We start from the raw sequence: 23,996 nt of genomic DNA, 5'->3' as shown, positions 1-23,996 counted from the left end.
GGCTACGATCTCGATCACGCCCGGATATGGGGTCAGGTGCCGCCCTCGGCGAGCGCTTCGACGTCGCGAACCCCACGCGGCCGTCCGGCCTTGACCCACATCAGATGCAAACCTGCGGCGAGGAGCAGGGCCACGAGCAGACTGAACACCGGCTCGCCGCGGGCCAGGTTCACCACCAAGGTGAATCCGACGACGACAACGCCCACGATGTTGAGCATCAGGGAGCGGAACCGGCCCTCGCGGTGGGAGAACACTGCCATGGCCACCAGCCCGGCCAGGAAACTGAGAAACACCGCCACCGCGTAGAACAGGACCAGCCGCTGGTCGTAGCCGCCCGCCGCCACGGTGACAGCCGCGGCGATCCCGGTGAACAACGCCACGCCCCAATACGGCGTGTGGTGGGTGTTCGTGCGGGCGAGCATCGAGGGCAGGATTCCGGTGCTGCGTCCAGCAGCATCGGTGTGCCGAGCCAGAGCCTTCAGCAGACCCGGACCGGCCTGGAAAGACGAACTCGCCGCCGACAGCAACAATAAGGCCGTCACGAGTTGGAACGCGGCGAACAACGGACCGGGTGCCGCGATCCGAGCCAGCTCGGCGATCTGCGTGGTGCCCTCGGGCGGGACACCGACGCGGAGGTCATGGGCTTCCAGAGTCAGTCCCAAAGTGATGGCGCCGACGATGGCGAGCGTCAGCCACAGCGTGACCTTCCCGAAGTACCTGCGGCCCCGATCATCGAGTTGACCGAGCTGGGCGATCGCCGAAGACGGTGCCTCCACACCCGTCGCCAGTGCCATGGCGACAGGGAAGGCCAACACAACCGCCAGCACGGACCGGTGACCGGAAGTGGTGGTGATGGTGCCGATCGGTTGGGGGTTCGCACCGAGCCCAAACGCCAGGACCGCCACGGAAACGGCGATGAAGGCGATGGTCATCACACCGAACACCATCCGTCCCGAATGGCCGAACCACGTTGCCGCTCCCACGAGGACAACCAGCGCCAGGGCCAGGACGCTGCGCTCGGGCGCCAGCGCAGGGATGTAGGCGATCATCGCCGAGGCGCCGGCGGAGACGCTGATCGCAATCGTGAGGACGAAATCCACGATCAAGGCCGCGATCGGCACGAACGCCCAACCCTCACCGAAAGCTTCCCCTGTGGCAGCCGATGCCCCACCGCCCCGCGGATACCGGGCGATGAGCTGCTGATAGTTCACGATCACCAACGCGATGACCGCTACCACCAGCGTCATCGCCGGTAGCAACAGACCCAGATCACCATCGAGAGCGCGCAATGCGGCCTCGATCGCATAGGCCACCGACGACACCGGATCGGCCATCACCGCGAAGGCGAATGCGAGTAGCAGGACCGGGCGCGCGTTGAGCGCCACGGCCACTCGGCCTCGGGCAATGCCAGGCTGCGATGTCTCGGGCACGAGATCACTTCCGTCGATCGACGAATACGTATGCCGACCAGACTTCCCGGCGCTCCTGCATCAAGATTCCGTCAAGTCAGCCTGCGAAGCAAGTCACGCCGACGACCACCGCCGCGAACGAATCGGGCCGATAGTCCTGTGGCGCTGGATCGACAAGGCGCGCAACGGCCGCAACACCGCGCTCGGTGCCGCACGACGGTATCGGCTGCCGGCGGATCGTCCGAACCGCCCATGTTCGCGACCCGTGAATGGCGACCATTCGCAAGGCGCCCGCCAGCGCAGCCGCGCTTCAGCAAACCGCGCTGATCGCGGCAAAGGCGCAGATAACACGGACTTGAAGAATCCTCGCGGAGGGCTGGGCAATTCTTTACGGAATACATACGGTTTACGCGATGCGGGATCGAGGTCAGTCGCCTTAGGCTCGCTCATCGTGGTTTCACCGATCGACATCGCCAAGCGAGTTGTGCTCGGACGCCCGTTTCGCAGCGATCGGCTCGGTGAGACGTTGCTGCCGAAGCGACTGGCGCTACCGATTTTCGCCAGCGACCCGCTGTCCTCGGTCGCGTATGCGACGCAGGAGATCCTGCTCATCCTCACTCTCGGTGGGCTCAGCTACCTCTATCTCACACCGTGGGTCGCGGGTGGTGTCGTCGTCCTGCTCGCGGTCGTCACCCTGTCCTACCGCCAAGTGGTGCAGGCCTATCCCTCCGGTGGCGGCTCCTACGAGGTGGTCGCCGAGAACCTGGGGCCGCTTCCCGGGCTGGTCGTGGCGGCGGCACTGCTGGTCGACTACGTGATGACCGTGGCGGTGTCGGTCGCCGCCGGCGTCGACAACGTCATCTCCGCGATCCCCGACCTGAACGCGCATCGCGTGCTGATCAATATCGGGTTCATCGCGTTCCTGACCGCGATGAACCTGCGCGGCGTGCGCGAATCGGGACGCGCGTTCGCCATCCCGACCTACGGATTCGTCATCGGTGTACTGGTGATGATCGTGATAGGTCTGGGTCAGGCGCTGCTCGGACATGCACCGGTAGCCGAGAGTGCGCACTACGAAATCCGCGCCGAGCACGTCGGTCTCAGCGCCACGGCGATCGCATTCCTGGCCCTGCGAGCGTTCTCGTCCGGCTGTACGGCGTTGACGGGTGCCGAGGCGATCTCCAACGGTGTGCCCGCGTTCCGGAAACCGAAAGCGCTCAACGCGGCCCGCACCATGTCCGCCATGGGCCTGATCGCCATCACCATGTTCTCGGGCGTGACCGTCCTCGCCATGATCTCCCACACCCGCGTCACCGAGAACACCTGCGATCTGATCGGGTTCCAGGGCAACTGCGAGACCGACGCCCAGAAGACCGTGATCGCACAAATCGCGGCCGCGGTGTTCGGTGGCCACAGCCTCCCGTTCTACTACCTGATGGTGACGACGGCGCTCATCCTCATTCTGGCCGCCAACACCGCCTACAATGGCTTCCCGCTCCTGAACTCGATTCTGGCCCAGCATCGATACATGCCGCGGCAGTTGCATACGCGCGGTGATCGGCTGGCATTCTCCAACGGCATCATCCTGCTCGCGGTGGTCGCGGGCGGCCTCATCTACGCTTTCGATGCCGAGACGACCCGCCTGATCCAGCTCTACATCGTCGGTGTCTTCACCTCGTTCACACTCTGCCAGGCAGGCATGGTGCGGCATTGGAATCGCGAACTCGCGACTGCGACGACAAATGCCGACAAGCGCCGCATCCACCAGGGCCGGCTGATCAACGCGTTCGGCGCGGTCTTCACCGGGGTCGTCTTGGTGGTCGTCATGGTCACCAAGTTCGCCCATGGCGCCTATCTCGTGGTTTTCGCCATGCCCGTGCTGGTACTGATCATGTGGCTGATCAACCGCCACTACAACACCGTTCGCACCGAACTGGCTGTCGACGAGGACAGCATCGAGACCCTGCCCAGCCGGGTGCACGCCCTGGTGTTGGTCTCCGGCTGGCACAAGCCGACCCAGCGCGCCGTCCAATTCGCACGGGCCACCCGCCCGGACACGCTCACCGCCATCACCGTCAACGTCGATGACACCGATACCCGCCTGTTGCATCAAGACTGGGACAAACACAACGTCAGCATCCCGCTCAAGGTGATCGAGTCGCCGTATCGGGAGATCACCCGCCCCGTCCTCGACTACATCAAACGACTACGCAAGGACCATCCCCGCGACGTCGTCGCCGTCTATATTCCCGAATACGTGGTCGGTCACTGGTGGGAGAATTTCCTGCACAACCAGAGCTCGCTACGTCTGAAGGCACGCTTGCTCTTCGAACCCGGGGTGATGGTCACCAGCGTCCCGTGGCAGCTGCGCTCCTCACGCTCGCGTGACCTATCGAAGATCGAACACTCCCCCGGCGAAATTCGGCGAGGCATCACGCACGTCCCATGACGAGGGGCGACCCGCGATCACGTGCATCTGGTCCTGTCGCGCGATAGCCACGGTCTCTCCACTACGCCCCATTCCTGCAGACGGGGAAGGTGACTCCGGTCAGTTCCTCCGAGACCGTCCACAAGCGTTCCTGAATCGCCATGTCGTGGGATCGGGCGCTCGATCCGACGATCTTCGGGTAGCCGCGGGTCTCCAGGAATCCGCCCGGCCCGTAGTACTGACCGCCCAGCACGCCGGGATCGGTGGCCGCCCGGAGGACCGGCAAGGCTCCCATCGCTGGGGTCTGCGTGACGATGGGCGCGATGACAGGCACGAGCGCGCGCAGCGCGGCAGGCATGTTGCGCATCAAGTCGGTATTCGCCGCACCGGGGTGAGCCGCGACCGCGATCGTCTTGCCGTTACCGGACAGGCGACGTTGCAGTTCGTAGGTGAACATCAGGTTCGCCAGCTTGGACCGGCCGTAGGCCGCCACCCGGTTGTAGGACCGCTCGCCTTGCAGATCGTCGAAGTCGATCCGCGCCCGGATCCGATGTCCGACACTGCTGACCGTGACCACCCGCGAGCCCGGCACCGGCAGCATCCGGTCGAGCAGCAGCCCGGTGAGTGCGAAGTGTCCCAGATGATTTGTCCCAAATTGCAGCTCGAAGCCGTCGCTCGTGGTCTGTCTCGGCGGGTACATCACCCCGGCGTTGTTGATCAGAAGGTCGATCGTCGCGTGAGCGGATTTCAGCTGTTCGGCAGCAGTGCGCACGGATACCAGCGACGTCAGGTCCAGCTGTTGGATGGTGGTGTCCGCACCCGGCACCGCAGCGGCGATCCGGTCGGCGGCATGTTTGCCCTTGTCCACATCCCGTACCGCCAACACCACCGACGCGCCGTGCGCAGCGAGCGCTCGGGCCGTCTCGAACCCCAGCCCGCTGTTGGCGCCGGTGACGACCGCTAGTCGTCCCTTCTGGGCTGGTATGTCTTGCTCGGTCCACCTGTTCGCCATCTTTCCTCCCAACGATCGGTCGGTCCGTCGGGTCCTCCGACGAACCCGGCGGGGGTGGGACTCACACTCACACCGTCGCGCTCCGGGCGCGGTTGCGCAAGAGGGCGTAGGCCGGTCGGCGTAGCCCTGGAATGAGCCGGGGTTGCCGCCGGCCCGCGTGAACATCGAACCGGCGATCCCCGTGATCGACAAGTTCGGCGATCTCGTCCTTGCCGTTGCCCGCGAGTTGGCGCGGCGGCAACACATCGATCGGGACGTCCTGCGTGGCCGACGACGGTGATGAAGGCACCATAGGTATAGAACGCAATCCGCAACTATGGTGTCGCGGGTGTGCGACGCCTGAAAGGTCTGCCGGATGCGATCACCACCGTGTGGCAGGGCGGTCGTGCTCGCGGCGGCCCGGGCCTGGCTCCGGTGCCCAGCGGGGTTACCTATTAAGGGAGAATACGGACGTGAGCGACGCACCGGAATCCTTGCCAGGGCCCAGCCGGAAGGGGTACGACGAGCTGGAACGGTCGCGCAGGAAACAGGAAGAAGGGATGAAGGCTGTGGAGACTCCCGGAGCGGGAGACGGCACGTCGAAAGTCACCCGACTACCACGTCGCCCGCGGCGCGTGGCAGAAGAGGCCGGCGAACGTCTCCAAAAGACTCGGCGCTCGGACGGTGGCTCCGTCTACGATCCTGCACCGACCAAGCCCGTACTGCGATCGGAACTGCAGCGGGAGACAGGGTGGTGGCCGGTCGACCCCGGCGCGGCGCGGCACCCCGCTCCGAAGGATGATCCGGGCAGTGCCGAGCCTGATGCGAGTGTCATCGATCTCGACGCGTTGCGGCGGAAACGAGCTGGTGACGATGCTCCGGCCGCCGGTATTCGGCGCATGGTCAAACCGCGCCGAGTTGGAAAAAGTGCAAGCGAGAGAGCAGGTGCCGAAGGCCGGCCCGACAGTGGTCGCAACGGTGAACCCGACCAGGTGGACGGACCTGCTGGCCCACGCTGAACTCTTCGCTAGGCCGTCACCGCACCCAGCGCCCACATATCCGTTGGAAATCCACATTGCGTGAACTGGTGCGGGAAGCTCATACCGTTGGGGGTGACTCTGGCGGCACAGACAGCAACGCCACCGGTCCGCCGACGTCGACTATGAGCAGCCGGTAGAAATCGTATCCGCGCAGTCCTCAGGCACAAACTCGGTCGTTGCCGACGACTGCGAACTCGCTCGCCGCCGTTCCCACCTGACAGCCAGGTTCAGCAAGTGCCCGGGACCAGCCCCGGGCGGCGCCGCTCGCACCGGCCGCGTCCGACGCGTCACGACGAGTGCCGGACCATCAACGAACCACGACCGGGGAAATTCTGTGCGTTGACGACGACGTTGTGATGCCCACGACCACCTGACCAGCTACCGCGCCGCCGACCTGGACGCGGTAAACGGAATCGGACTCCCCGTCATGGTCCCGTCGTCGGCGCGACACCGTTGTGGATGGCTTGCGCGACAGCTGGATGGGCAAGGTACTCAGCGATGCTGTGGGCCCGTTCCTTCGGATTGTCGACGGGAATCTCCCGCAGTTGTCCCTTCCAGACATCGCGCAGCGGGCATCCGATGGTGATCGGATCCACCACGGACCAGGCATTCAGCCAGTCGCCGACACGCTCCGGCCGGTGCGGTCCCCGGACCAGGAGTTTGTTGTGGACCGCGTCCAGCCCCAGGGGACTGCCGAGAGTGAGCAGCACGGCGACGTCGAGCTGGGGCTGGAGCCGGGTGAGCAGATCCATCGCGACCACGGTGCCGAGGCTGTGGCTGACGAGGGTGAGCCGTCCCGATGCGGGAACGGTCTCGAGGACACAGTCGAGTACCGCCTGCCGGATCTGCTCGTCGGCGAGGTACGAGGCGACGTCCCGGAAGACTTGGGCGATGATGAGCTCGTCCAGGTCGGTACGGGCGGCCAGCCAGCTGAGCTGCCGCTGCAGCCTGCTCACGATCGCGCTGCCGATCGAACCGAGTCCTTCCGCTTCGACCCGGTCGGCCGGTTGCCCGTCCTCGGCGGGCATGCCCGCGTCCACGGCCGCGTTCTGCAAAATCTGTTCGTACAGCCGGCGAGCCGGCGGCGTGGTCGGCGCCATTGCCAGCGCATGATCGACGGCCATGGTCTCGGGCGCGAGTGCCGTTTCCTCCGTGGGCTGCAGCAGGGCTGCCAAGCGGTCGCCGTAGAACGGGAAGAAGGCATCCGCGGGATCGAGCGTGCTGAGCCCGGCGAGGGTGAGGCCCTTGTTGAGGCCGGCGGTCCACTCGCGGCGCAGAAGTTCGGGATCCCGGCCATGCTGGCTGCGGCCATGCAGGAACAGCAGGTGACGTGTGCCGCCGAAGGCGCCTGCTCGGGCGGCGACGCCGTGGCGGAGTTCCGTGCTTTCATGCGGCGCCGAAGCCGGACCTATCGGTTCGTTGCGGGCCTCGGCAGGTGCGAGGCGGGGACGGATCGCCGAAGGTCCGCCGACCGGCCCGGCGTTGGGACCGAGTTCGGCGAGAAACTCCTGGTCGCGCGCCGAGCGCTGCAGTCCGGCCAGGTGCGTGAGGATCGCACTGACGCGCACTCCCTCGTTCGCTCTCCAGGCAATCGCGTCGTCACCGTCGCCTTCGTGCCACACTGTGCCGTCGCGGCGCAGAATCCGCCCTTGCTCGTCGGTGCGCGGAACGCCGGAGTGGTGCAACGCGACGACCTCCCATTGGTCGTTGAAGACCGGCGAGCCGGAGTTCCCCGGTTCGGTGTCGGTCGAGTAGTGCAGGAAGTCATCGAGCTGCAAGTCGAGCTGGTTCCGGCGGATGCCGATCTCCTTGAGTCTGCCCATCGGGTGCCCCACGATGTTCATCGCCTCACCGATGACGATCTTTCCCTGGTCCATGATCAACCGGTTCCACCAGCCGACGGCGTCGCCGGGCGGCTTGCCGTCGGCGCCGGGACGAACCGGCACCAAAGTGAAATCCAGGTGCTCATCGGTGACGAAGAAGTCGGGGTCGAGACGGAACCGCGCGGGAAGGCGAGGGTCGTTGTCGATCGTCGTCTCGGCGCCGAACTCGATCACGACCTGCCGGGCGGTGTCCTGATCGGGAAGTACGTGATTGTTGGTCAGGAGCAGCCGGGGCGACACCAGGAACCCGGTGCCCAGCGGTACTTCTCGGCCGTTGCGGGTCAGCGATATCCGCGCGATCGACGCCGCCGTACGAGCACCGCGGGAAAGGAAGTTGGCCGGTTGGAGTTCATTGCTGGCGCCGATGATCCGCTCGAGCGTCGTGATCCGGTCGGAGGGCTCGATCCGGCCGGCTTCGATCATGGCCTCGACCGGCATCTCGCCGCTGGTCGCGAGCCGCTGCGCCCGAGCGCTGATCTGTTCCGGAGAGTCGACAACCGGACTGTCCTTCATTTTGCGACGTTGCTCGATGTCTTCGCGCTTGGTCTCGGTCGCAACGTAACGTTCTGCGGCGGCCCCGATCTGCTTCAACCACGCCGCTTGGACTTGTTCACGAGAATTCATGGTGCAACCGCCTGGAACAGAGGTTGATGTGGTCATGTCCGCTACTGGCGGAGTGTTCCTCAGACGCGTCACACCACCGTCACCTCAGCGTTTCACCCAACGCGGCAGTGCCCGACAGCGTTCGTCGCCTATCGTCACCTCGCCCGCGCGACTCGTGTCAGCAGTTCGGGAGCGACTCGACCGTGGGGGCATCACACTTCTGGACGCGAAGGAGGAGTTCGTCGAATTCCGGCGACGGCTCGGTGTCGAACTCGGCCCACAGCAGGTCTCGGTATCGCCGGTATTCCCGAAGCGCGTCGATCTTGTTGCCCTGCGCGAGATGGATTCGCATCAGAATCCTGCGGGAGCTTTCCCGGAGCGGCTCTGCCGCCGCCACCGCCGACGCGGCCATCAGGGCGGCGCCGACCTGCCGACGCTCCAGCAAGGCTTCGGCCGCCGCTTCCAGCGCCGCGACCCAGGCCAATCGGTACCGTTCCCGGTCGACGACCACCCACTCCTCGTCCCAGTCTGCCAGCAGCGCTGCGCGATCCAGCAGCAGCGGGACGCGCGCGAGATCCTCCGAGCACGGCTGGTGAACCAGTTTCTGCGCCAATTCGGTCAGATACGCCAGATCGACGACCACATCCGGATGGAGGCGAAGACGGTCGCCGTTGATCTCCACGACCGCGTCCTGGATACGGCGCAAGCGCCACAGGGCGGTTCGCAGACGCTGCGCCGCGCAGTGATCAGCGCACTCCGGCCACAGCGCGCCCGCGAGGCGGCCACGAGAGACCGGCCGGTTCAGCAGTGCCAGATAGGTCAGCACCCGCTCTGCCGCGTGCGGAATGGAAAGTCGGCGGTCGCCGCTGTGCAGGGCGAATTCTTCGATCAACGTGAGCTGGCAATACGTCGCATGCGTGGCATTATGAATGAGCACCATTTCACTACTCGATCGCGGCGTCGGTCTTCATTTCGCAGGCGTACGTCGACCGGTCGACCTCGGCTATCGCACACCGGCCATCTTGCCCAGGTCATGAACTGTCGGCGCGAGTAGCCGACTACGCGATCGCGAGACAACGAACGGCGACGAATTACGTTCGTCGCCACGCCCAGAACGAACCGCCGCGTAGCGGACTACTCGCATGCGGTATCACGGAGTGACACCCACGAACTCGCACTATCGAAGCAAAAACCAGCGGTCGTCGCCCCACCGCAGCCGGGTGGCTCAGCCCAGCATCCGGCGCTGAGCCCTTACGGCAGCGGTCCGGAGAATCTTCGCGGACAGCGATGAGTTCTCCGCCGGCGCTCCGTCCTATCCGGTGAACGCGCTACCAACCCGGCGCACCAACCAGAAGGACCAGGAATGACCACCGCCAACCCCACCACCAACCTCTCCAGCGACGTCACCGACCGTCCCGGCAAGGTCCGCAACCGCGTCCTGTGGACCCTGCAGATCCTGCTCGGCCTGTTCTTCATCATCGCCTCCGGCGGGCCGAAACTCGTTGTGCCGAGCGCCCTGACGGACAACGCTCCCGAGAATCTGACCATCCCCCTCGGGTTGCTCGTCTTCATCGGAGTTGCGGAGGTGGCGGGCGGTATCGGCCTGATGGTGCCACGGCTCAGTGCCCTGGCTGCCGCAGGTCTGTCCGTTCTCACCGTGCTCGCCGCAGCGACGCAGGCTTTCATCGCCGACAAGCCCTTGATGGGGATCTTCCCGTTGGTGCTTGCCGCGATCTTCGCCTGGATCGCCTACGAGCGCCGCGCCACCATCACGGATCTGCGCAACTCGCTCTCGCGATGACGAATCAATAAGTACGACCGGGCGTTGGAGGCAGGCCCAGAGCCTGAAGCCTGCCTTATCCGATGAGTGCCGATGAGTTTCGAGCGTGTAGGAGGTCTACCCCGTCATGAGGAAACTGATCTACGGGTTCAGCGTGTCCCTGGACGGCTACATCAACGACCGCGACGGCAGCATCGACTGGACCAACCCCGACGAGGAGCTACACCAGTTTCACAACGACCGTTACCGCGAGATCGAGGTCTCGCTGCACGGCCGCCGCCTCTACGAACTGATGGCCGAGTACTGGCCTCATGTGCCCGCGGACGCGCCGCACATCGAGCGGGAGTTCAGCAGGCTCTGGACGGAGAAGCCCAAGGTCGTCTTCTCCCGAACGCTCACAGAGGTCCACTGGAACAGCACGTTGATCAGCGAGAACGCGGTCGAGGAGATCCGCAGGCTCAAGGCGGGAGGCGATGGCGTCATGGAGATCGGTGGCGCCAGCCTCGCGGCTTCGCTGATACCACACGGGCTCATCGACGAGTATCAACTGTTCGTCTTGCCCGTGGTGCTCGGCGGCGGCACACCGCTGTTCCCGTCGTTGGACAAGCGCATCCTGCTCCGATTGGTCGAGACGAGGCACTTCAACACCGCAGTGATGCTGCGCTATCGCGCCGACTGAGATCCGTTCGACCGCAGCACCCTCGTCACCGGACACTGCCGACACCTTAAGCGAGTGGCTCCGCGGCATCGGCCCCGGAGCCTCCGCAAAACCTGTTGGTGGACCGCGGCGACCACTGCTAGCCTTCCGGAAGCCGTGCCAGTGAACGAGGAGGTGGTACCCGTGAACGCAGTATCAACATGGGTGCTCCCCTCTGGGGTCACGGTCGGGCGATAGATCGTCCGGGAGCGCCGTTCAAGAGCACTCCCGAAAGGCACTACCGTGCAATTTTCTGAACAGCGCCTCGATGACGGCATCCTCGAGCGCGAATTCACCCTCGGCGAGATCCCCGGCATCCTGTGGACGCCCGGATCAGCATCCGCACCGGCGCCGCTGATCCTCATCGGCCACCCAGGCGGACTGGACAAGATGTACCCCCGACTGGTTGCCCGGGCCCGGCACTCCGCGGCGGAGGGCTTCGCCGCGGCCACCATCGAGCTCCCCGGCAGCGGTGACCGGCCCCGTTCGGCTGCCGCCGAGCAGGCCCGCGCCGACCTGCACCGGGTGCTACAGGCCGGCGAGCCGGTCACCGACGACATCGTCGACCGGCTCGTCCTCCCGCTGGTCGACCAGGCGGTCCCAGAATGGCGGGCCGCCCTGGACGCCCTTCTCGCGCTGCCCGAGATCGGCGGGCCGGTCGGGTATTCAGGCGGGGTGATCTCCATCGGCACCCGGCTGGCGGTAGTCGAGCCGCGGATCGCGGCCGCCGTTCTGTTCGCCGGGAGTTTCGTGCCGCGCGCCATATTCGAGGAGGCCCGGCAGGTCAATATTCCCCTGCATGTCCTGCTGCAGTGGGACGACGAGAGAAACGACCGGCAGATGGCCCTGGACCTGTTCGACGCCTTCGGCTCCAAGGAGAAGACGCTGCACGCCAATATGGGCGGGCACACCGGCGTCCCGCAGTTCGCGGGAGAGGAGGCAAACCGGTTCTTCGCCCGGCACTTGAAGTGAAGCCGGCCCGACAGAGGCGGATAGCGGCCAACTCGTCGAATCCGCGCATTCTCGGGTGACGGCTTCTTCAGACTGAAGTGTTGGGCCCGGCGATGATCAAGTGCATCTCCGGGCCCGACTCAGCTCCCCACTCGCCGCCCGAAACTTCCTCAGATAGCACCCTGAGCTTTTGTGGCGCCGCAGTTCTCGACGCCTGCCTGCGTCCTCGTGGGATTTCCAGCGGCCGCTCATGCTGAACCAGACAGTGACGCGCGGTCGGTGTACCTCGCGATGGGCGACTCGTTCTCCGCAAGTGTCGGCATCGCGCCGACACTCAATTCCGCACTGCCCGGGTTCTGCCCCCGGTTCGGAGGTCAACTACCCAGCCCTAGTCGCCCATGCGCTCCTACCTGGGAAATCGGGTGCCGGTCAGTGTTGAGGTGTTCCACGGGGGGCGGCGTTGAGTTGCTCGCGGACCTGAGCGTTCACTGCGGGATGCGCGTCATCGCTGTCCGCGTCCAGCCCCGCGAGCAGACGCAGCCCGTCCTCGGCGGGGCTGCCGGGGAGCGCGGACAGCACCAGCAGCTCCATGCCCGTCTCGTCCGGTAGTGCGAAGTTCTCCTGATGCAGTTCCAGCAATCCGACCAGCGGGTGTCGGTACGCCTTGCGTCCATGCGTGCGGGCGCGCACGTCTGCGCGGGCCCAGAGGCGGCGGAAGCGCTCACTGCCCATCGCCAGCTCACCGATAAGCGAGGCCAGGCGGGGGTCATCGGGGTATTTGCCTGCGGCCAGGCGCAGGTGCCCGACCACGTCGAGGGTGCAATTCTCCCAGTCGGCGTAGAGGCCGCGCTCGGCCTCCTCGAGGAAGATGTGCCGGGCGGTGTTCAGGCCCGGCATCGACCGGCCGTAGAGAAGGCCGGCGAGGCGATTTCCGGCGAGCACATCCATGCGGTGGTCCATGATCAGCGCGGGTGCGTCGGCGACCAGGTCGAGGACGCGTAACAGCTCCGGTCGGACCCGTCCGCTCGGCGCCTTCGCGCGGCGGCGGCGCTGCCGGGCGAGCCGGTAGAGGTGCCCGCGTTCGGTCTCATCGAGACCCAGGACGCGAGCGAGCGCGTCGAGGACCTGCTCGGAAGGCTGGGTCGCGCGACCCTGCTCCAGGCGCACGTAATAGTCGACGCTGACCCCGGCTGACGTTTTATTAGTGCATACTACATGGCCAGTGGAAACAACCCGATTGGGCTGTTTCCACTATGTTGGCTTCTTGAGGATCCGGGTCCAGTTCCAATCTGGACCGGACCCTGGAGTGGCTTGTTTCAGGGTGCGACCCATCCCCACGGCCGTTGCCCCTGGTACCCGTGCAGGCAGGCCAGTCGGTAGTCGGCTTGGTGGCGGGCGTGGTCGGAGACGGCGGCGTGGCGTAGTGCGAATAGGCACAGCTCGAAGGATCGGACGTCGCGGACTACCGGGTAGCCCTGCCACTCGGTGACGTCGGTGCCGTAGGCGTCGGCGAACTGCTTCCACCGCGCTGGTGGGTCCGAGAGGGTGTCGGACTGGAAGGCGACGGTGGCCTGGTCCCATTGCGGCGGGCCGATGCAGCAGCGTTCCAGGTCCACGACGTGCCCACCGGTGGATGCGGCCATGGTGTTGGCTGGGGACGGGTCGCCGTGGATGACACACCACGGGCTTGGCCACTCCAGCGCGTCCCATCGTGCCGCGAGGTTTTCGGCGTATTCACGCAGCCACTCCTTCTCGACGTCGCTGGTGAGGCATTGGTCGATGCGGCCGGAGAAGTCGGGCAGGGTGAAGCGGGGAAGCCCGAGATGACTGGGCACCCGCAGCGAGTGCAGCCGCGCGAGCATCACTCCGGTTTCAGCGGCCTCGGCTGGCCCGCCGGATCCGAGGTCTTCCCAGAAGGTGACCGGCCGCTCGGCCACCACAACCGGGTCAGGCACCAGTGGTTCGGGCGCGCGAACGCGGTGGGATCGAAGCCAGTCCGCCGCGCGCAGCTCGCGGACCGCAGTGGCCAGTTCCCCGCGCTGATGCACGCGGATGATTGTGGCGGAGTCAGTGCGCAGCATGGCGTTGTCGCGCAACCGGATCGGGTCGATCCGGGCAGCGGGGACCTCAGCCTGGGTGCAGGCCGCTCGGGCCAGAGCCACGATGTCTTTGCTTCTCATAGTGTTTCGTTTCTTCTGGTCAATGGCCGGTGGCGAGTGCTGCGGCGGTCTCGAACAGGCCAGCGGAGTTCGCGCCCTTGATCAGGACGACATCATGCCCGCGCAGACCCTCGTTGATCAGCGCGAGCACCTGGTCTTTGGTCTCGACGTGGGTGACCTGCGCGGAGCCTGCCTCGCGCGCGGCGGTGGCCATCAGTTCGGCATGGTAGCCACCGACCGTGATCAGAGTGCTGATGCCGAGGTCGGCGATGCGACGCCCGATCCGGGCGTGCAGGGCCGGTGCGGTGGTGCCGAGTTCACGCATCTCTCCGAGTACTGCGACGGTGGGCCGTGTCGCGGCGGCGATGGTGGCCAGTGACCGGAGTGCGGCGTCGACGCTTTCCGGTGAGGCGTTGAACGCGTCGTTGATCACGGTCACCCCGTCGGGGCGTTCGGTGACCTCCATCCGGCTTCCCGACACCAGCGACGCGCCGTTGAGTCCTTTGGCGACGGTGGCGAATCCGATACCGGCGCTCAACGCCAGCGCAGCCGCGGCGAGGGCGTTGGTCACATGGTGCTCGCCCACCACGCCGAGGGTGACCGGTGCGGCGTCGTCACCGTGGCGCAGGATGAACTGCGCGCGGGCGCTGGCGTCGAGGGTGATGTCGCTGGCGCGCACATCGGCTTCCGGGCTGGTGCCGAATCGCAGGACCTGGGCACGGGTGTGTCCTGCCATGGCCGAGACCAGTGGGTCGTCGGCGTTGAGGACCGCGACACCCGCAGTGTCGAGAGCTTCGACGAGTTCGCGTTTGGCGACCGCGATCGCCTCGCGGCTGCCGAACTCGCCGAGGTGGGCCGAGCCGATGCCCAGGACCGCGCCGATCTGCGGGCGGGCGGTGGCGGCCAGGTGGGCGATGTGGCCACGTCCGCGTGCACCCATTTCCAGCACGAGGTAGTCGGTGTCGGTTTGGACCCGCAGCACGGTGTGCGGGAACCCGATCTCGTTGTTGAACGACCGCTGGGTAGCCACGACACGGCCCTCGCGGGACAGGATCTGAGTGAGCAGGTCCTTGGTGGAGGTCTTGCCCGCCGACCCGGTGATCGCCAGCACCCGGCCGGTGTAGCGGGTGGCTACAGCGTGGGCGAGATCGCTCATCGCAGTCACCACGTTCTCAACGATGACTGCTGGGGTGCCGGTCGGGCGCGAGGCGAGGACCGCGATCGCGCCTGCCTCGATCGCTGCGGTGGCGAAGTCGTGGCCGTCGACGCGGTTGCCGGGCAGCGCGGCGAACAGGCCGCCGTGCTCGACTTGGCGCGAATCGAACGCAGTCGGGGCGGTGACGGTCACCCGGCCATCATCAACACCGTCGAGCCGACCGCGAACCGCGCGGGCGACCTCGGCGAGGGTCATAGGGATCATGGATTCCAACCTTTCAATTTCAGTACCACTGGAAGTCTCAGCCGGGCGAGACCCTGCGCGGGAGGCGAGAACGGTTGTGCGTCACGATCATGCTCGCCGTCGGGTCCGGGACGAACGCCCGGACGACCGCACGGGGTCGAACTCCAACAACGAGGGACAGCTGGTCCGGCGGCTTCGCCATGGCTTCCCCCGAAGACGAGTTCTGGGGAAAATCTTGGCCCGCAAGCAGCATCGGCAGGAACCGCACAGTGGTGGCGTACCGTAGGCGTACCGTCGGCATTTCCCAGGTCAGGCGCTGGAAAGTAGGGCGCGGCATGATATGAGCGCCGGAACGGACCGGCGTCGAAGCTGCCGCGCTGCAACAGGCGATGAGAAAGTCGGCCCGGCCGCGCAGACACCACACGCTGTGTCCCCGCTCATCTCCTAGCCCGCGTACACGCCGAAAACGGCCGGTGCGGGCCAGCGCATCAGGGGACGCCCGACGCGTCGGTCAGCGTTCGCCGAACTGTTCTCATCCGGCGATCGTCTGGGCGATCAGCTTTGAAAGCCGTTCGTGTGAGTCGTGACTGAGGTGTACGCCGTCGATTCCCGGGTGCGCGACTGCCGCTGCGTCGGCGAACAAGGCTCCGCGCCTGCCAGCGACGCGGCGTATGGCATCACCGAGTTCGCGCGATTTGCGCACGGAGTCGGCGTCGTATTCGGAACTCTGCTCTGCAAACGCAGGCTGGCTTGCATCAAGATGGATCGGGCTGACCAGCAGTACCGCAGGAACTCCGCCGGTGCGGGTCCACGCTGTGCACTCGATGTTGTCGATATAGCCCTCAAGTGCTGTAGCGACATCATCTATTTCTCTACCAAATTTCGTTTTTAGATCATTGTTCCCAAGCATGATGACCACCATGTCCAGGGGTGAGTGGCTGCGCAGGCATGGTTGAAAGTATTTACGGCCGTTACGGTCGTCGCGATCGGGGTCGTTCAAGTCGGTGGTGCGACCACCTAAACCTTCCTCGATAATGGCGTATCCAGTACCGAGAAGTTGTTGTAGCCGCCCCGTCCATCGCACATCGGCTGGCAACCGGCCGCGCCCTTCGTCGGGCTGTCCGAAGGTGTTGGAGTCGCCAAAGCAGAGGATAGTAAAGGCGGTGGGGTTGACAATCAAGGTTGGATTCCTACGGGTTGGATGGATGCACCGAGATATTTGACAACATCGACAAGCCCGTCCAGTCGCTGTCGACCGTGGCGGGTCAATAGCTCATGGGTCAGCGTGTGAAATAGGGGAATGTGACCAACGAATTCCGGTGCCACCGAGTACGCGTCGCGGAGTGTTTCAATAGCTTCCGCATCGTCTCGATTGTGGATCTGCGCTTGGGCAACGTTGATGAGCCTGCGGCTTTGTAGCGTGGGCGGAATTCCGGTACCGCCACCACTGACAACAGCCGCGAGTTTCAGGGCTTCACGCGGCCGACTGGCCACGGTCTCGTTGATAACGCCAAAGCTAGCGGCCGAGGTGGGACCGAACACGTTAGATACCTCGGGCCTACCTAGATACTCGTCATCCAACTGCGTACCGGCTGCGTCGCATAGGCGCAGATACTTTTGCGCTTCGCGGTAGTCCCCCGATCGAGAGGCGGCGAAGGCGGCATAGCACAGCAGTTCTCCCCAGATGGCGACCTGGCGTGGTGTAGCCGTGGACAAACGCGGTTCTATTTCGGCAGCCGCATTTTCGGCGTATGCCGCCGCATCGTCGTACATGCTATTTTTCGCCAAAAGCCATGACTGCGAACCTTTGATCGCTGCTCGGGTCAGTTCATCGCCGCTCTCCGCTGCAAGCATATCGGCGCGGAGAAGTGCCAACGATGCCAGGTCCGTCTGTCCCGCGTAGCCCAAGAGATTGGATGAAGCATGCAATAATTGAGCAAGCGAAATGCTGGCCTGCCGCCGTAACTCGCCCCCAGTGTCTTCAATGGTGTTGTATGCGCTCGCTAGGACGGTCGGGAGCGTTCGCTCCATTTCGCTGAACTGGGCCGAAAAGAACAGATCCCACACGTGCATTACCGAGGAGGTGAACTCTGCCTTGGTGCCCGGTGGTGTATTCGGAATGCATCCCATGAGTACCCGCCGCAAATGAAACATATTGTCCTCATGTGCTGCGTTATCCGAGCTATCCGAACTCGAGTCGCCGGGGTCGTTAATCACCGCAGCTGGTTTTCGGGTTTGTGGCTGGTGTCGTTTCCGCCACGCCGCCTCTCCTTCGGACACGATCTGCTCGAATCGCGCCTTATCATCCGGCGTAGCCCGTAGATCAAAGGTCGTGTCGAGTATGGCCTGCGTGTTTGAGCGCGGCCTGACCGAACTCAGGCCCGCTCGCCAGTTTGTAACCGTGGTGGATTCCACCCCGAGTAGGGCTGCGAAGTCCCGGACAGACTTTCGCATCGCTTCCTGAAGAACTGCCGCTTCGAACCCGGTCCATGCCCGCCCTCTGACCATGCCTCTACCTCACCATTAGCCGCCTGACCTTGGTAATGACGCGCGTTACCCCGACACTACCCGACCGGTACGCGATCACGCGCACCAACGGCAACCGTGCACCACTTAAATCACCGCACACACAACGCGACTCGGGGGGTACCGCTGGCCTCGCCTATTCGGCCCTCGCCGGCTGGTGCGGTTGGTCACGGGTGCTACCTCTCGAGGTACAGGCGCTCGTTCGGAAGGCGCGGGAACCCGCGCTTGTTGAGATCGACGGTCACCGCGTCGACGTAGTGGCGGGCCTGGTGCTCCTGGACGAAGATCAACGCGGCGGTCAGGCAGGCGACGAAATCCATGCGCTGCCCATGCAGGAACACACTCAGGTGCACATCGGGTTCGGCAGGCAACGGCGACCCGGCCGGGGTCGGCGCGCTGGTGCTCATAGCGCGGGCTGGCGGGTCGGGGCCAGGCAGGCGTGCACCGCATACAGCACCGCACGCCCGGAAGGCCGGAACACCGAGTGCGCGGCGGTGATCCACACCCGATGCTCCGAACCCCGATCGGCCGGGGACGGTAGCGCCACGTGATCGCCGTTGCCCAAGATGGTGATTCGGCGAGCATGGAACAACGCCGCCTCGGCAGCGATCATCGTGGCCGGAATGTCCGAGCGCACGAGGAAAGTCCACGTGTGGGAGCGAGGGTGGGTCACGATCGGCCCACCACCTTGTTTGTGGCGCTCGAGGTGGACCTTGACCATCTGCCCCAACTCCGCAGGCATCGCTATCGCCCACACCACGCCAGCGGTGAAACCGATACGGCCGGTGTTTGGTTGGAGTACGGCGGGCAGATGGCACACGCTGCGGTAGTAGTCCACCCGCGAACGTGGCGTATCAGCTACCACCGGCGCGGGCGGCGGGGTGTTCATGACCGCCCCCGTGCGGATGGTCGCGGGTTCAGCTCGTCGGAATGTCTCATGCGCGGGCCTCCCTGGTGACGCTTCCAACAACGAGGGGCATCCGGCGGCTTTGCCACGGATTCCCCCGAAAACGGGTTCTTGGTTTCAAATCGTGGCCGCCAACAGCATCGGCAGGAACCGCACAGAGATGGGGTGCCGTAGGCGTACCGTAGGTATTTCCCAGGTCAGGCACTGGAAAGTAGGGGCGGCGATGAAACGAGGACCTGGGTCGAGGCGGTTCCGGCCGCTGTGGCGAGGCCGTTCGGTGGGGTTGGTGAGCCCCGCTCCGCAACTGTGTTAGCGGTCTTGTTGCTGCGAGGGTGGGGTGTTGGTTTCGGGCCGTGGTCAATACGTGGGGTTATATGTGGGGAAATACGGGGGGAAGTACGTGGGGTCATCAAAAGGCCCCACTCTATCCAGGGGTATCCGCAGCTCGCACTGTGTATCCGCGTGTGGGTGTCATCCAGGATTGTCTATTCATACATAGTGAATAGACATCCGTGCTCGGCGCTCGCTGGTGTCTGCCGGAGTTCTCGCTGATCGCGTGCTCGGTGCTCGCTACCCTGTCTCGCCTGTCATGGCGGTGCCCCGTGCCACCGTGGCGGATGCTGTTCGGTGGGGGCAGCGGCGGACCGCTTGGTCGTCGCCGATAGTGGGCGAAGGGGTGGGTGCGGCGATGAGATCTTTTCCGTGGCACCTTCGATGGTGAGGTTGCGTGCCCTATTCGGTGAGGGGGTTAAAACGACCCACCCGCGTCCGGTGTATCCGCTGGTCACCGCTGGTATATCCGCGCGGATATCACCGTGGATTGTCTATACACATTTGCTGTATAGACATCCGTGCACGTCCACTCCTACGCGTGGTGTCTCGCATTCCACCTGATCGGGAGCGGCTCGCCTCGGCCTCCTGCCGCCTGTAGTCCGTGCTCGGCGTTCGCGCCTCGCTGTCCCGCTGGTCCGGGGGCGGCTCGCGCGTTGGGCCGCGTCCCATACCGCTGACGCAGCCCGCCGCTGCCGTGCTCGCGCTCGTTGCCGACAGCGGCGGGCTGCCTCGCCGGGGCGCGCTCGGCCCGGTGTGACGAATTACCTACCGGGCCGGTGTCCCGAAATGGCGATTTCGGCGGAAGTAGATGAATGCACCCCGTCGTCTCGCGACCGTCAGGAGCCACCCACCATGACCGGAAACCCCGCCGAACCCGAACCGCCCTCGCCCGACCCTGACCGGCCCGTGGTGGTGCCGCTGGACCCGGAACGGATCGACTACTGGCGCGAGGTCGTCGCCGACTGGGAACCCCTCGACCGTGCCCAACTCGACGGCATCGCCGCCATCCTCGACCGCGTTCGGGCACGGAAACGGGCCGCCACCACCACCAGTAGCGACCCGCGCCAGTACCCGAACGCCGCCTGACGGCCCCCGTCAGGCCGCAGAAATCCCGTCCCCGGCCCCGGTGCCGACGTCGCCCCCGACGCCCGCCCCGGGGCCGTCCTGTACCCCGGGGCGGGCGGGGTTCTTGTCCACAATCCGGATCCGGGACGCATCGAAGACCGGCCCCGCCGTGGTGGCCGGGCCGACCACGAGGCGCTTGCCGCGCAGCGCACGTTTGATCATGGCCCGTTTGTCGGCCGTGCCCGCATCCTCCCAGTGGGTTTTCCATGCCTGCACGGATTCGGTCCGCGCGCTCGGAGAGTCATCGACATCGTATTCGGCGTCGAGGGCATCGAGTTCGCCCTCGAGTTTGGCGATGCGGGCATCGACCCCGGCCATCACCGTGTCGTAGCGGTCCAGGCTGATCTCCCCGTTACCCAACCGCGCCGACATCACTGTCGCCGTTTCACGCGCCTCGGCCAACGCGTCCGCGATCGGGCGACGCCGCCGGGCGAGATCATTCGCGGCGGCAACCAGGGCATCGCCGTGGCGGGGATCGGACAAGATCGCCACCACCAGCGCACCCACTTCCCGGTCCAGGGTCCGCACATCGACCGAGACGCGGTTGCAGCCGCCTCCGGTCTGCCGCTTCTGGCAGTGGTAGCGGCGACGCACCTCGCCATCGGGGTAGTTGCGCCCGTACTGGGGGCGGCCGGTCAAACCCCGCCCGCACAACCCGCAATGCACCAGCCCCGAGCACACGTAATCCGCTGTCGCGGGCCGACCCACCCGGGTCGTGTCCCGCAGCAGGCACAAACGCTCCCACTGCTCAGGTGTGATCAGCGGATTCGCGCTCGTCATCGCAGTGACGATCTGCCCGTGATGGGTCACGAACCCGGCATAACGCGGGTTGAACACCACCCGTTTGACCTTCTCCCCGCTCCACGCGCTCCCGGTGCGGGTCGTGATCCCGCGCCGGTTCAAATCCGCCGCGATCGTCTTGTAGCCGACCGCGTCTGCTTTCGCGTCCACTTTCGTGTCCTCGTCCGCCGCTTCGGTTTCGGCCTTGTTCGCCGCGTGCTTGTCCAGCACCCGGGCCACCATCTCCCGCACGATCGCCGCTTCGGACTCGCGAACGGTGATCCCGTCCTTCTCGTACCCGAACGGGCGGTGCGAATGATTCGACTCCCCGCGTGCCACTTTCACCCGTTTGCCGCGTTTCACTCGCGAGGACAGGCGGTCCGATTCGTAGGCCGCCGCGTTGAGCTGGTCACGGAAAGTCTTGCGGCCGTTCGCTGTTTCCAGGTCGTATTCGCCCTCGCTGTCCAGCACGACCAGACCCCGTTCGGCGGCCAGGATCAACCGCTCGCCCTCGATCGGGCGACGGGAGAACCGGGCCATGTCGAACACCACCACCCCGCCCGTCTCCCCGGACTCGAGGCGCGCCATCAGCCGATCCCACGAGGGCCGCTTCACATTTGGGTTCCATGCCGATCGCCCGTCGTCGACATGGACCTCTCCCACGGTCGCGCCCAGGTCCTGGACCCGCACCGTGCAGTCATCGACCTGCCCACCGGTCGACCGCTGCCGCTCATCACCCACCCGCGACACCCGCGCATAGATATCCAACACCAACGAGGAACCGGCCGTAACCTGCGGTTTCACCATGGCAATCACTCCCAAACGGGTAGGGGCCACTAATCACATGCTAGCCCCGGACAGGTGCGCGACCTCCTCGCGGCGAAGCCCTTCGACCCGGCGGCGCCTGTCGATGGGAATGCCGGCGGTCGCCGGGTCGACCCGGGAACGCCGGGTCCGCAGGTAGCCCGCAAGATCGTCCACGTCCCCAGTATGGCCTCGGTGGTGCTCGTGAAGGTGGTCCTGCCGTTACCAGGAAGTCCCGTCCGACGGAAGAAGCGTCTCTGAACACCGGGCGCCGCGGTGCTCAGGATCGAAGGCACCTGATCCGAAGGAGTTCCCATGAAGGCGCTGATCGTCTACGCCCACCCCGAGCCGAAGTCGCTCAACAGCTCGCTGAAGGACCTCGCTGTGTCCACATTGGAGACAGCCGGGCACGAGGTACGAGTGAGCGATCTGTACGCGATGAACTGGAAGGCGGTTGTGGACGCCGCGGACTACGGGCCCCACGCCTCGAGTCCGCTGAAGGTCGCCCTGGACTCCGGCCGAGCCTTCGACGCCGGGACGCTCACCCCGGACGTCTTGGCCGAGCAGGAGAAACTGCTGTGGGCCGACACGATCATCTTCCAATTCCCGCTGTGGTGGTACACGATGCCCGCGATCCTCAAAGGCTGGGTGGACCGCGTGTTCACCTACCACTTCGCATACGGCGTCGGCGAGCACAACGACACGAAGTACGGTGAGCGCTTCGGCGAAGGCACACTCGCGGGCAGGAAAGCTCTACTGTCGGTGACCGCCGGCGGCCCGGAGTCGCATTACGCCGCCCGCGGCATCAACGGCCCGATCGAGGATCTACTGTTCCCGATCCACCACGGCATCCTGTACTACCCGGGCATCGAAGTGCTGCCGCCGTTCGTGCTGTACGGGACCGACCGGATGACCGGCGAGGACTACCCGGATGTCGCCAAGGCTTGGGAGCAACGCCTGCTCACCCTGGAGTCGACCGAGCCGATCGCGTTCCGGCGGCAGAACTTCGGTGATTATGAGATCCCCTCGCTGCAGCTGAAGGAAGGGCTGGAGCCCTCGGGCCGCACGGGTTTCGGGCTGCACGTGCGAGGCTGACCGCAGGGGGTGACTCGCGCCGCGCGTGCTCGAGGGCTGGTAACAGGAGGAGCCCGGCGCTCGATTCAGCCACCGAGGCTATATTCGTGACCGAAACTGATTCCAGAGAACGGCTTCGCGATGATTCGAGTCGATCACCACATCGTCGTGGGCAGCCCTCCTCGCCGGTGCGGCGCTGATGTCCCCCGCTCCAGCGCAGGCCCAGGGCCCCGTCGGGCTAGGTGATCGACGACTGCGGGATCTCCAGCGGTCCTGCCGGTCTGAACCACTGGTTCCGCGGCACGATCTGGTGCCCTTGTCTGCTTCTGACCGTCCCAGCGCGCAGACCCACTCTCGGAGGCCTACTTCGGGGGCTGAAGAGTCGAATATCGGCGAGTCGTTCTGCTCGCCAAACGCTTCGCAGGAAAGGGAGTTCGGCGAATGTCTGGTAGAGCGAAGCCGATAAGCGCCATGGTCGTTGCCATTGGTGCTGTAGTGCTGCTCGCGGGATGTGAAAGCAGTTCCAGCAGCACGAAGCGCCGAGGGCCGGTCGATGCCTGACGCGCCTACGGATGACCTCGTGGCCCGGGCCTTCGACGAGGAGTGCACCGCCTGGGCACGGGCCACCGCCACACTGACGGCACACCAGTTCACACTGCCCACCCCTTGCCCACCATGGACAGTCGCCGAACTCATCGCGCACGTCACAGCCGCGATCGCTCGCGTCCCCGACGGCTTGGCCGCTCCCCCGCCCGCCCGCGCGAACCTCGATGCCGCCGGCTACTACCATCCGCGCATCTTCGACGCGACCGCCAACGCCGAACGCGTGTCGGCGGCCCAGGACGCCGCAGCCGCACATCCGAATCCAGCGGCGCTCGTCGCCGCCTTCGACCATCAACGCCGCCGCGCTCTGCGCGCCATCGCCGGACAACCGCCCGAGCGGCTCCTCGTGACCCGGTGGGGCGACGGCATGGCACTGCGAGAATTCCTGCTCACCCGCGTCGTGGAACTGGGCGGTTCCCCCCGGGGTGTGGACACCTTGAGTAGCTGGACCGTAGGGTCCGGAGTTCGAGGAGTTGATAGTGGGGACCAGGCCCTATCCGAAGG

General features: G+C 65.6%; 20 protein-coding genes and 1 pseudogene. 8 read left to right on the top strand and 13 right to left on the bottom strand.

The window, feature by feature from the left end; genetic code table 11:
- Positions 1-32 precede the first annotated feature (32 nt).
- Positions 33-1,430 (bottom strand): amino acid permease, encoded by a 1,398-nt coding sequence (locus ACWEO7_RS23180; protein WP_452426037.1) that lies wholly within the window; start codon positions 1,428-1,430, stop codon positions 33-35.
- A gap of 430 nt (positions 1,431-1,860) precedes the next feature.
- Here ACWEO7_RS23180 and ACWEO7_RS23175 point away from each other — a divergent pair, with 430 nt between their 5' ends.
- On the top strand, positions 1,861-3,858 hold the full coding sequence (locus tag ACWEO7_RS23175) for an APC family permease (RefSeq protein ID WP_452426035.1): 1,998 nt from the start codon (positions 1,861-1,863) through the stop codon (positions 3,856-3,858).
- 61 nt (positions 3,859-3,919) lie between these two features.
- Here ACWEO7_RS23175 and ACWEO7_RS23170 read toward each other — a convergent pair whose 3' ends face one another.
- The gene (locus ACWEO7_RS23170; RefSeq protein WP_452426033.1) at positions 3,920-4,849 is read right to left on the bottom strand and encodes an SDR family NAD(P)-dependent oxidoreductase; all 930 of its coding nucleotides are present in this window, start codon (positions 4,847-4,849) and stop codon (positions 3,920-3,922) included.
- A 157-nt stretch (positions 4,850-5,006) separates the two neighbouring features.
- Between ACWEO7_RS23170 and ACWEO7_RS23165 the strand changes: the two genes are divergently transcribed.
- Positions 5,007-5,129 (top strand): hypothetical protein, encoded by a 123-nt coding sequence (locus ACWEO7_RS23165; protein ID WP_452426032.1) that lies wholly within the window; start codon positions 5,007-5,009, stop codon positions 5,127-5,129.
- A gap of 1,164 nt (positions 5,130-6,293) precedes the next feature.
- Here ACWEO7_RS23165 and ACWEO7_RS23160 read toward each other — a convergent pair.
- Together ACWEO7_RS23160 and ACWEO7_RS23155 are read right to left on the bottom strand one after the other, a co-directional pair.
- The gene (locus ACWEO7_RS23160) at positions 6,294-8,375 is read right to left on the bottom strand and encodes a trypsin-like peptidase domain-containing protein (RefSeq protein ID WP_452426031.1); all 2,082 of its coding nucleotides are present in this window, start codon (positions 8,373-8,375) and stop codon (positions 6,294-6,296) included.
- A gap of 157 nt (positions 8,376-8,532) precedes the next feature.
- Positions 8,533-9,294 carry an AfsR/SARP family transcriptional regulator gene (locus ACWEO7_RS23155; protein ID WP_452426029.1) on the bottom strand — a complete coding sequence of 254 codons (762 nt, stop codon included), beginning with the start codon at positions 9,292-9,294 and terminating at the stop codon, positions 8,533-8,535.
- A 423-nt stretch (positions 9,295-9,717) separates the two neighbouring features.
- Between ACWEO7_RS23155 and ACWEO7_RS23150 the strand changes: the two genes are divergently transcribed.
- The 3 genes from ACWEO7_RS23150 (at position 9,718) to ACWEO7_RS23140 (ending at position 11,803) form a co-directional block, all read left to right on the top strand.
- On the top strand, positions 9,718-10,155 hold the full coding sequence (locus tag ACWEO7_RS23150) for a DoxX family protein (protein ID WP_452426027.1): 438 nt from the start codon (positions 9,718-9,720) through the stop codon (positions 10,153-10,155).
- A 106-nt stretch (positions 10,156-10,261) separates the two neighbouring features.
- Positions 10,262-10,813, top strand: coding sequence for a dihydrofolate reductase family protein (locus tag ACWEO7_RS23145; RefSeq protein WP_452426026.1), 552 nt, complete (start codon positions 10,262-10,264; stop codon positions 10,811-10,813).
- A 261-nt stretch (positions 10,814-11,074) separates the two neighbouring features.
- Positions 11,075-11,803 carry an alpha/beta hydrolase gene (locus ACWEO7_RS23140; RefSeq protein ID WP_452426024.1) on the top strand — a complete coding sequence of 243 codons (729 nt, stop codon included), beginning with the start codon at positions 11,075-11,077 and terminating at the stop codon, positions 11,801-11,803.
- A gap of 408 nt (positions 11,804-12,211) precedes the next feature.
- Here the strand turns inward: ACWEO7_RS23140 and ACWEO7_RS23135 are convergent, their stop codons facing one another.
- From ACWEO7_RS23135 to ACWEO7_RS23100, 8 genes and pseudogenes are all read right to left on the bottom strand, one after another.
- On the bottom strand, positions 12,212-12,787 hold the full coding sequence (locus tag ACWEO7_RS23135) for an MmyB family transcriptional regulator (protein WP_452426099.1): 576 nt from the start codon (positions 12,785-12,787) through the stop codon (positions 12,212-12,214).
- Positions 12,788-12,862: 75 nt separating this feature from the next.
- Positions 12,863-12,961: pseudogene (locus tag ACWEO7_RS23130) on the bottom strand (helix-turn-helix domain-containing protein); the annotation flags it as partial.
- 137 nt (positions 12,962-13,098) lie between these two features.
- Positions 13,099-13,962 carry a phosphotransferase enzyme family protein gene (locus tag ACWEO7_RS23125; RefSeq protein ID WP_452426022.1) on the bottom strand — a complete coding sequence of 288 codons (864 nt, stop codon included), beginning with the start codon at positions 13,960-13,962 and terminating at the stop codon, positions 13,099-13,101.
- A 19-nt stretch (positions 13,963-13,981) separates the two neighbouring features.
- A complete protein-coding gene (locus tag ACWEO7_RS23120) occupies positions 13,982-15,361 on the bottom strand; it encodes a UDP-N-acetylmuramoyl-tripeptide--D-alanyl-D-alanine ligase (protein WP_452426020.1) in 1,380 nt (459 codons plus the stop codon).
- Positions 15,362-15,872: 511 nt separating this feature from the next.
- The gene (locus ACWEO7_RS23115; RefSeq protein ID WP_452426019.1) at positions 15,873-16,520 is read right to left on the bottom strand and encodes a GDSL-type esterase/lipase family protein; all 648 of its coding nucleotides are present in this window, start codon (positions 16,518-16,520) and stop codon (positions 15,873-15,875) included.
- Positions 16,517-17,848: a hypothetical protein gene (locus ACWEO7_RS23110; protein WP_452426018.1), complete on the bottom strand. Its 1,332-nt coding sequence runs from the start codon at positions 17,846-17,848 to the stop codon at positions 16,517-16,519. The genes ACWEO7_RS23115 and ACWEO7_RS23110 overlap by 4 nt, the downstream gene beginning before the upstream one ends.
- A 194-nt stretch (positions 17,849-18,042) precedes the next feature.
- Positions 18,043-18,273, bottom strand: a complete 231-nt coding sequence (locus ACWEO7_RS23105; protein ID WP_452426016.1) for a hypothetical protein — start codon at positions 18,271-18,273, stop codon at positions 18,043-18,045.
- Positions 18,270-18,755, bottom strand: a complete 486-nt coding sequence (locus ACWEO7_RS23100) for a DNA-directed RNA polymerase subunit beta (RefSeq protein WP_452426014.1) — start codon at positions 18,753-18,755, stop codon at positions 18,270-18,272. The genes ACWEO7_RS23105 and ACWEO7_RS23100 overlap by 4 nt, the downstream gene beginning before the upstream one ends.
- Positions 18,756-19,958: 1,203 nt before the next feature.
- Between ACWEO7_RS23100 and ACWEO7_RS23095 the strand changes: the two genes are divergently transcribed.
- Positions 19,959-20,192 carry a hypothetical protein gene (locus ACWEO7_RS23095; protein WP_452426012.1) on the top strand — a complete coding sequence of 78 codons (234 nt, stop codon included), beginning with the start codon at positions 19,959-19,961 and terminating at the stop codon, positions 20,190-20,192.
- A 9-nt stretch (positions 20,193-20,201) separates the two neighbouring features.
- Here ACWEO7_RS23095 and ACWEO7_RS23090 read toward each other — a convergent pair whose 3' ends face one another.
- Positions 20,202-21,818: a recombinase family protein gene (locus ACWEO7_RS23090; protein ID WP_452426011.1), complete on the bottom strand. Its 1,617-nt coding sequence runs from the start codon at positions 21,816-21,818 to the stop codon at positions 20,202-20,204.
- A 312-nt stretch (positions 21,819-22,130) separates the two neighbouring features.
- Between ACWEO7_RS23090 and ACWEO7_RS23085 the strand changes: the two genes are divergently transcribed.
- Both ACWEO7_RS23085 and ACWEO7_RS23080 read left to right on the top strand, forming a co-directional pair.
- On the top strand, positions 22,131-22,910 hold the full coding sequence (locus ACWEO7_RS23085) for an NAD(P)H-dependent oxidoreductase (protein WP_452426009.1): 780 nt from the start codon (positions 22,131-22,133) through the stop codon (positions 22,908-22,910).
- A 559-nt stretch (positions 22,911-23,469) separates the two neighbouring features.
- A partial coding sequence (locus ACWEO7_RS23080) for a maleylpyruvate isomerase N-terminal domain-containing protein (RefSeq protein WP_452426007.1) occupies positions 23,470-23,996 on the top strand: 527 nt, incomplete at its 3' end.

The organism is Nocardia sp. NPDC004260 (assembly GCF_053603155.1).
This window is presented reverse-complemented; position numbering and strand designations above follow the sequence as displayed.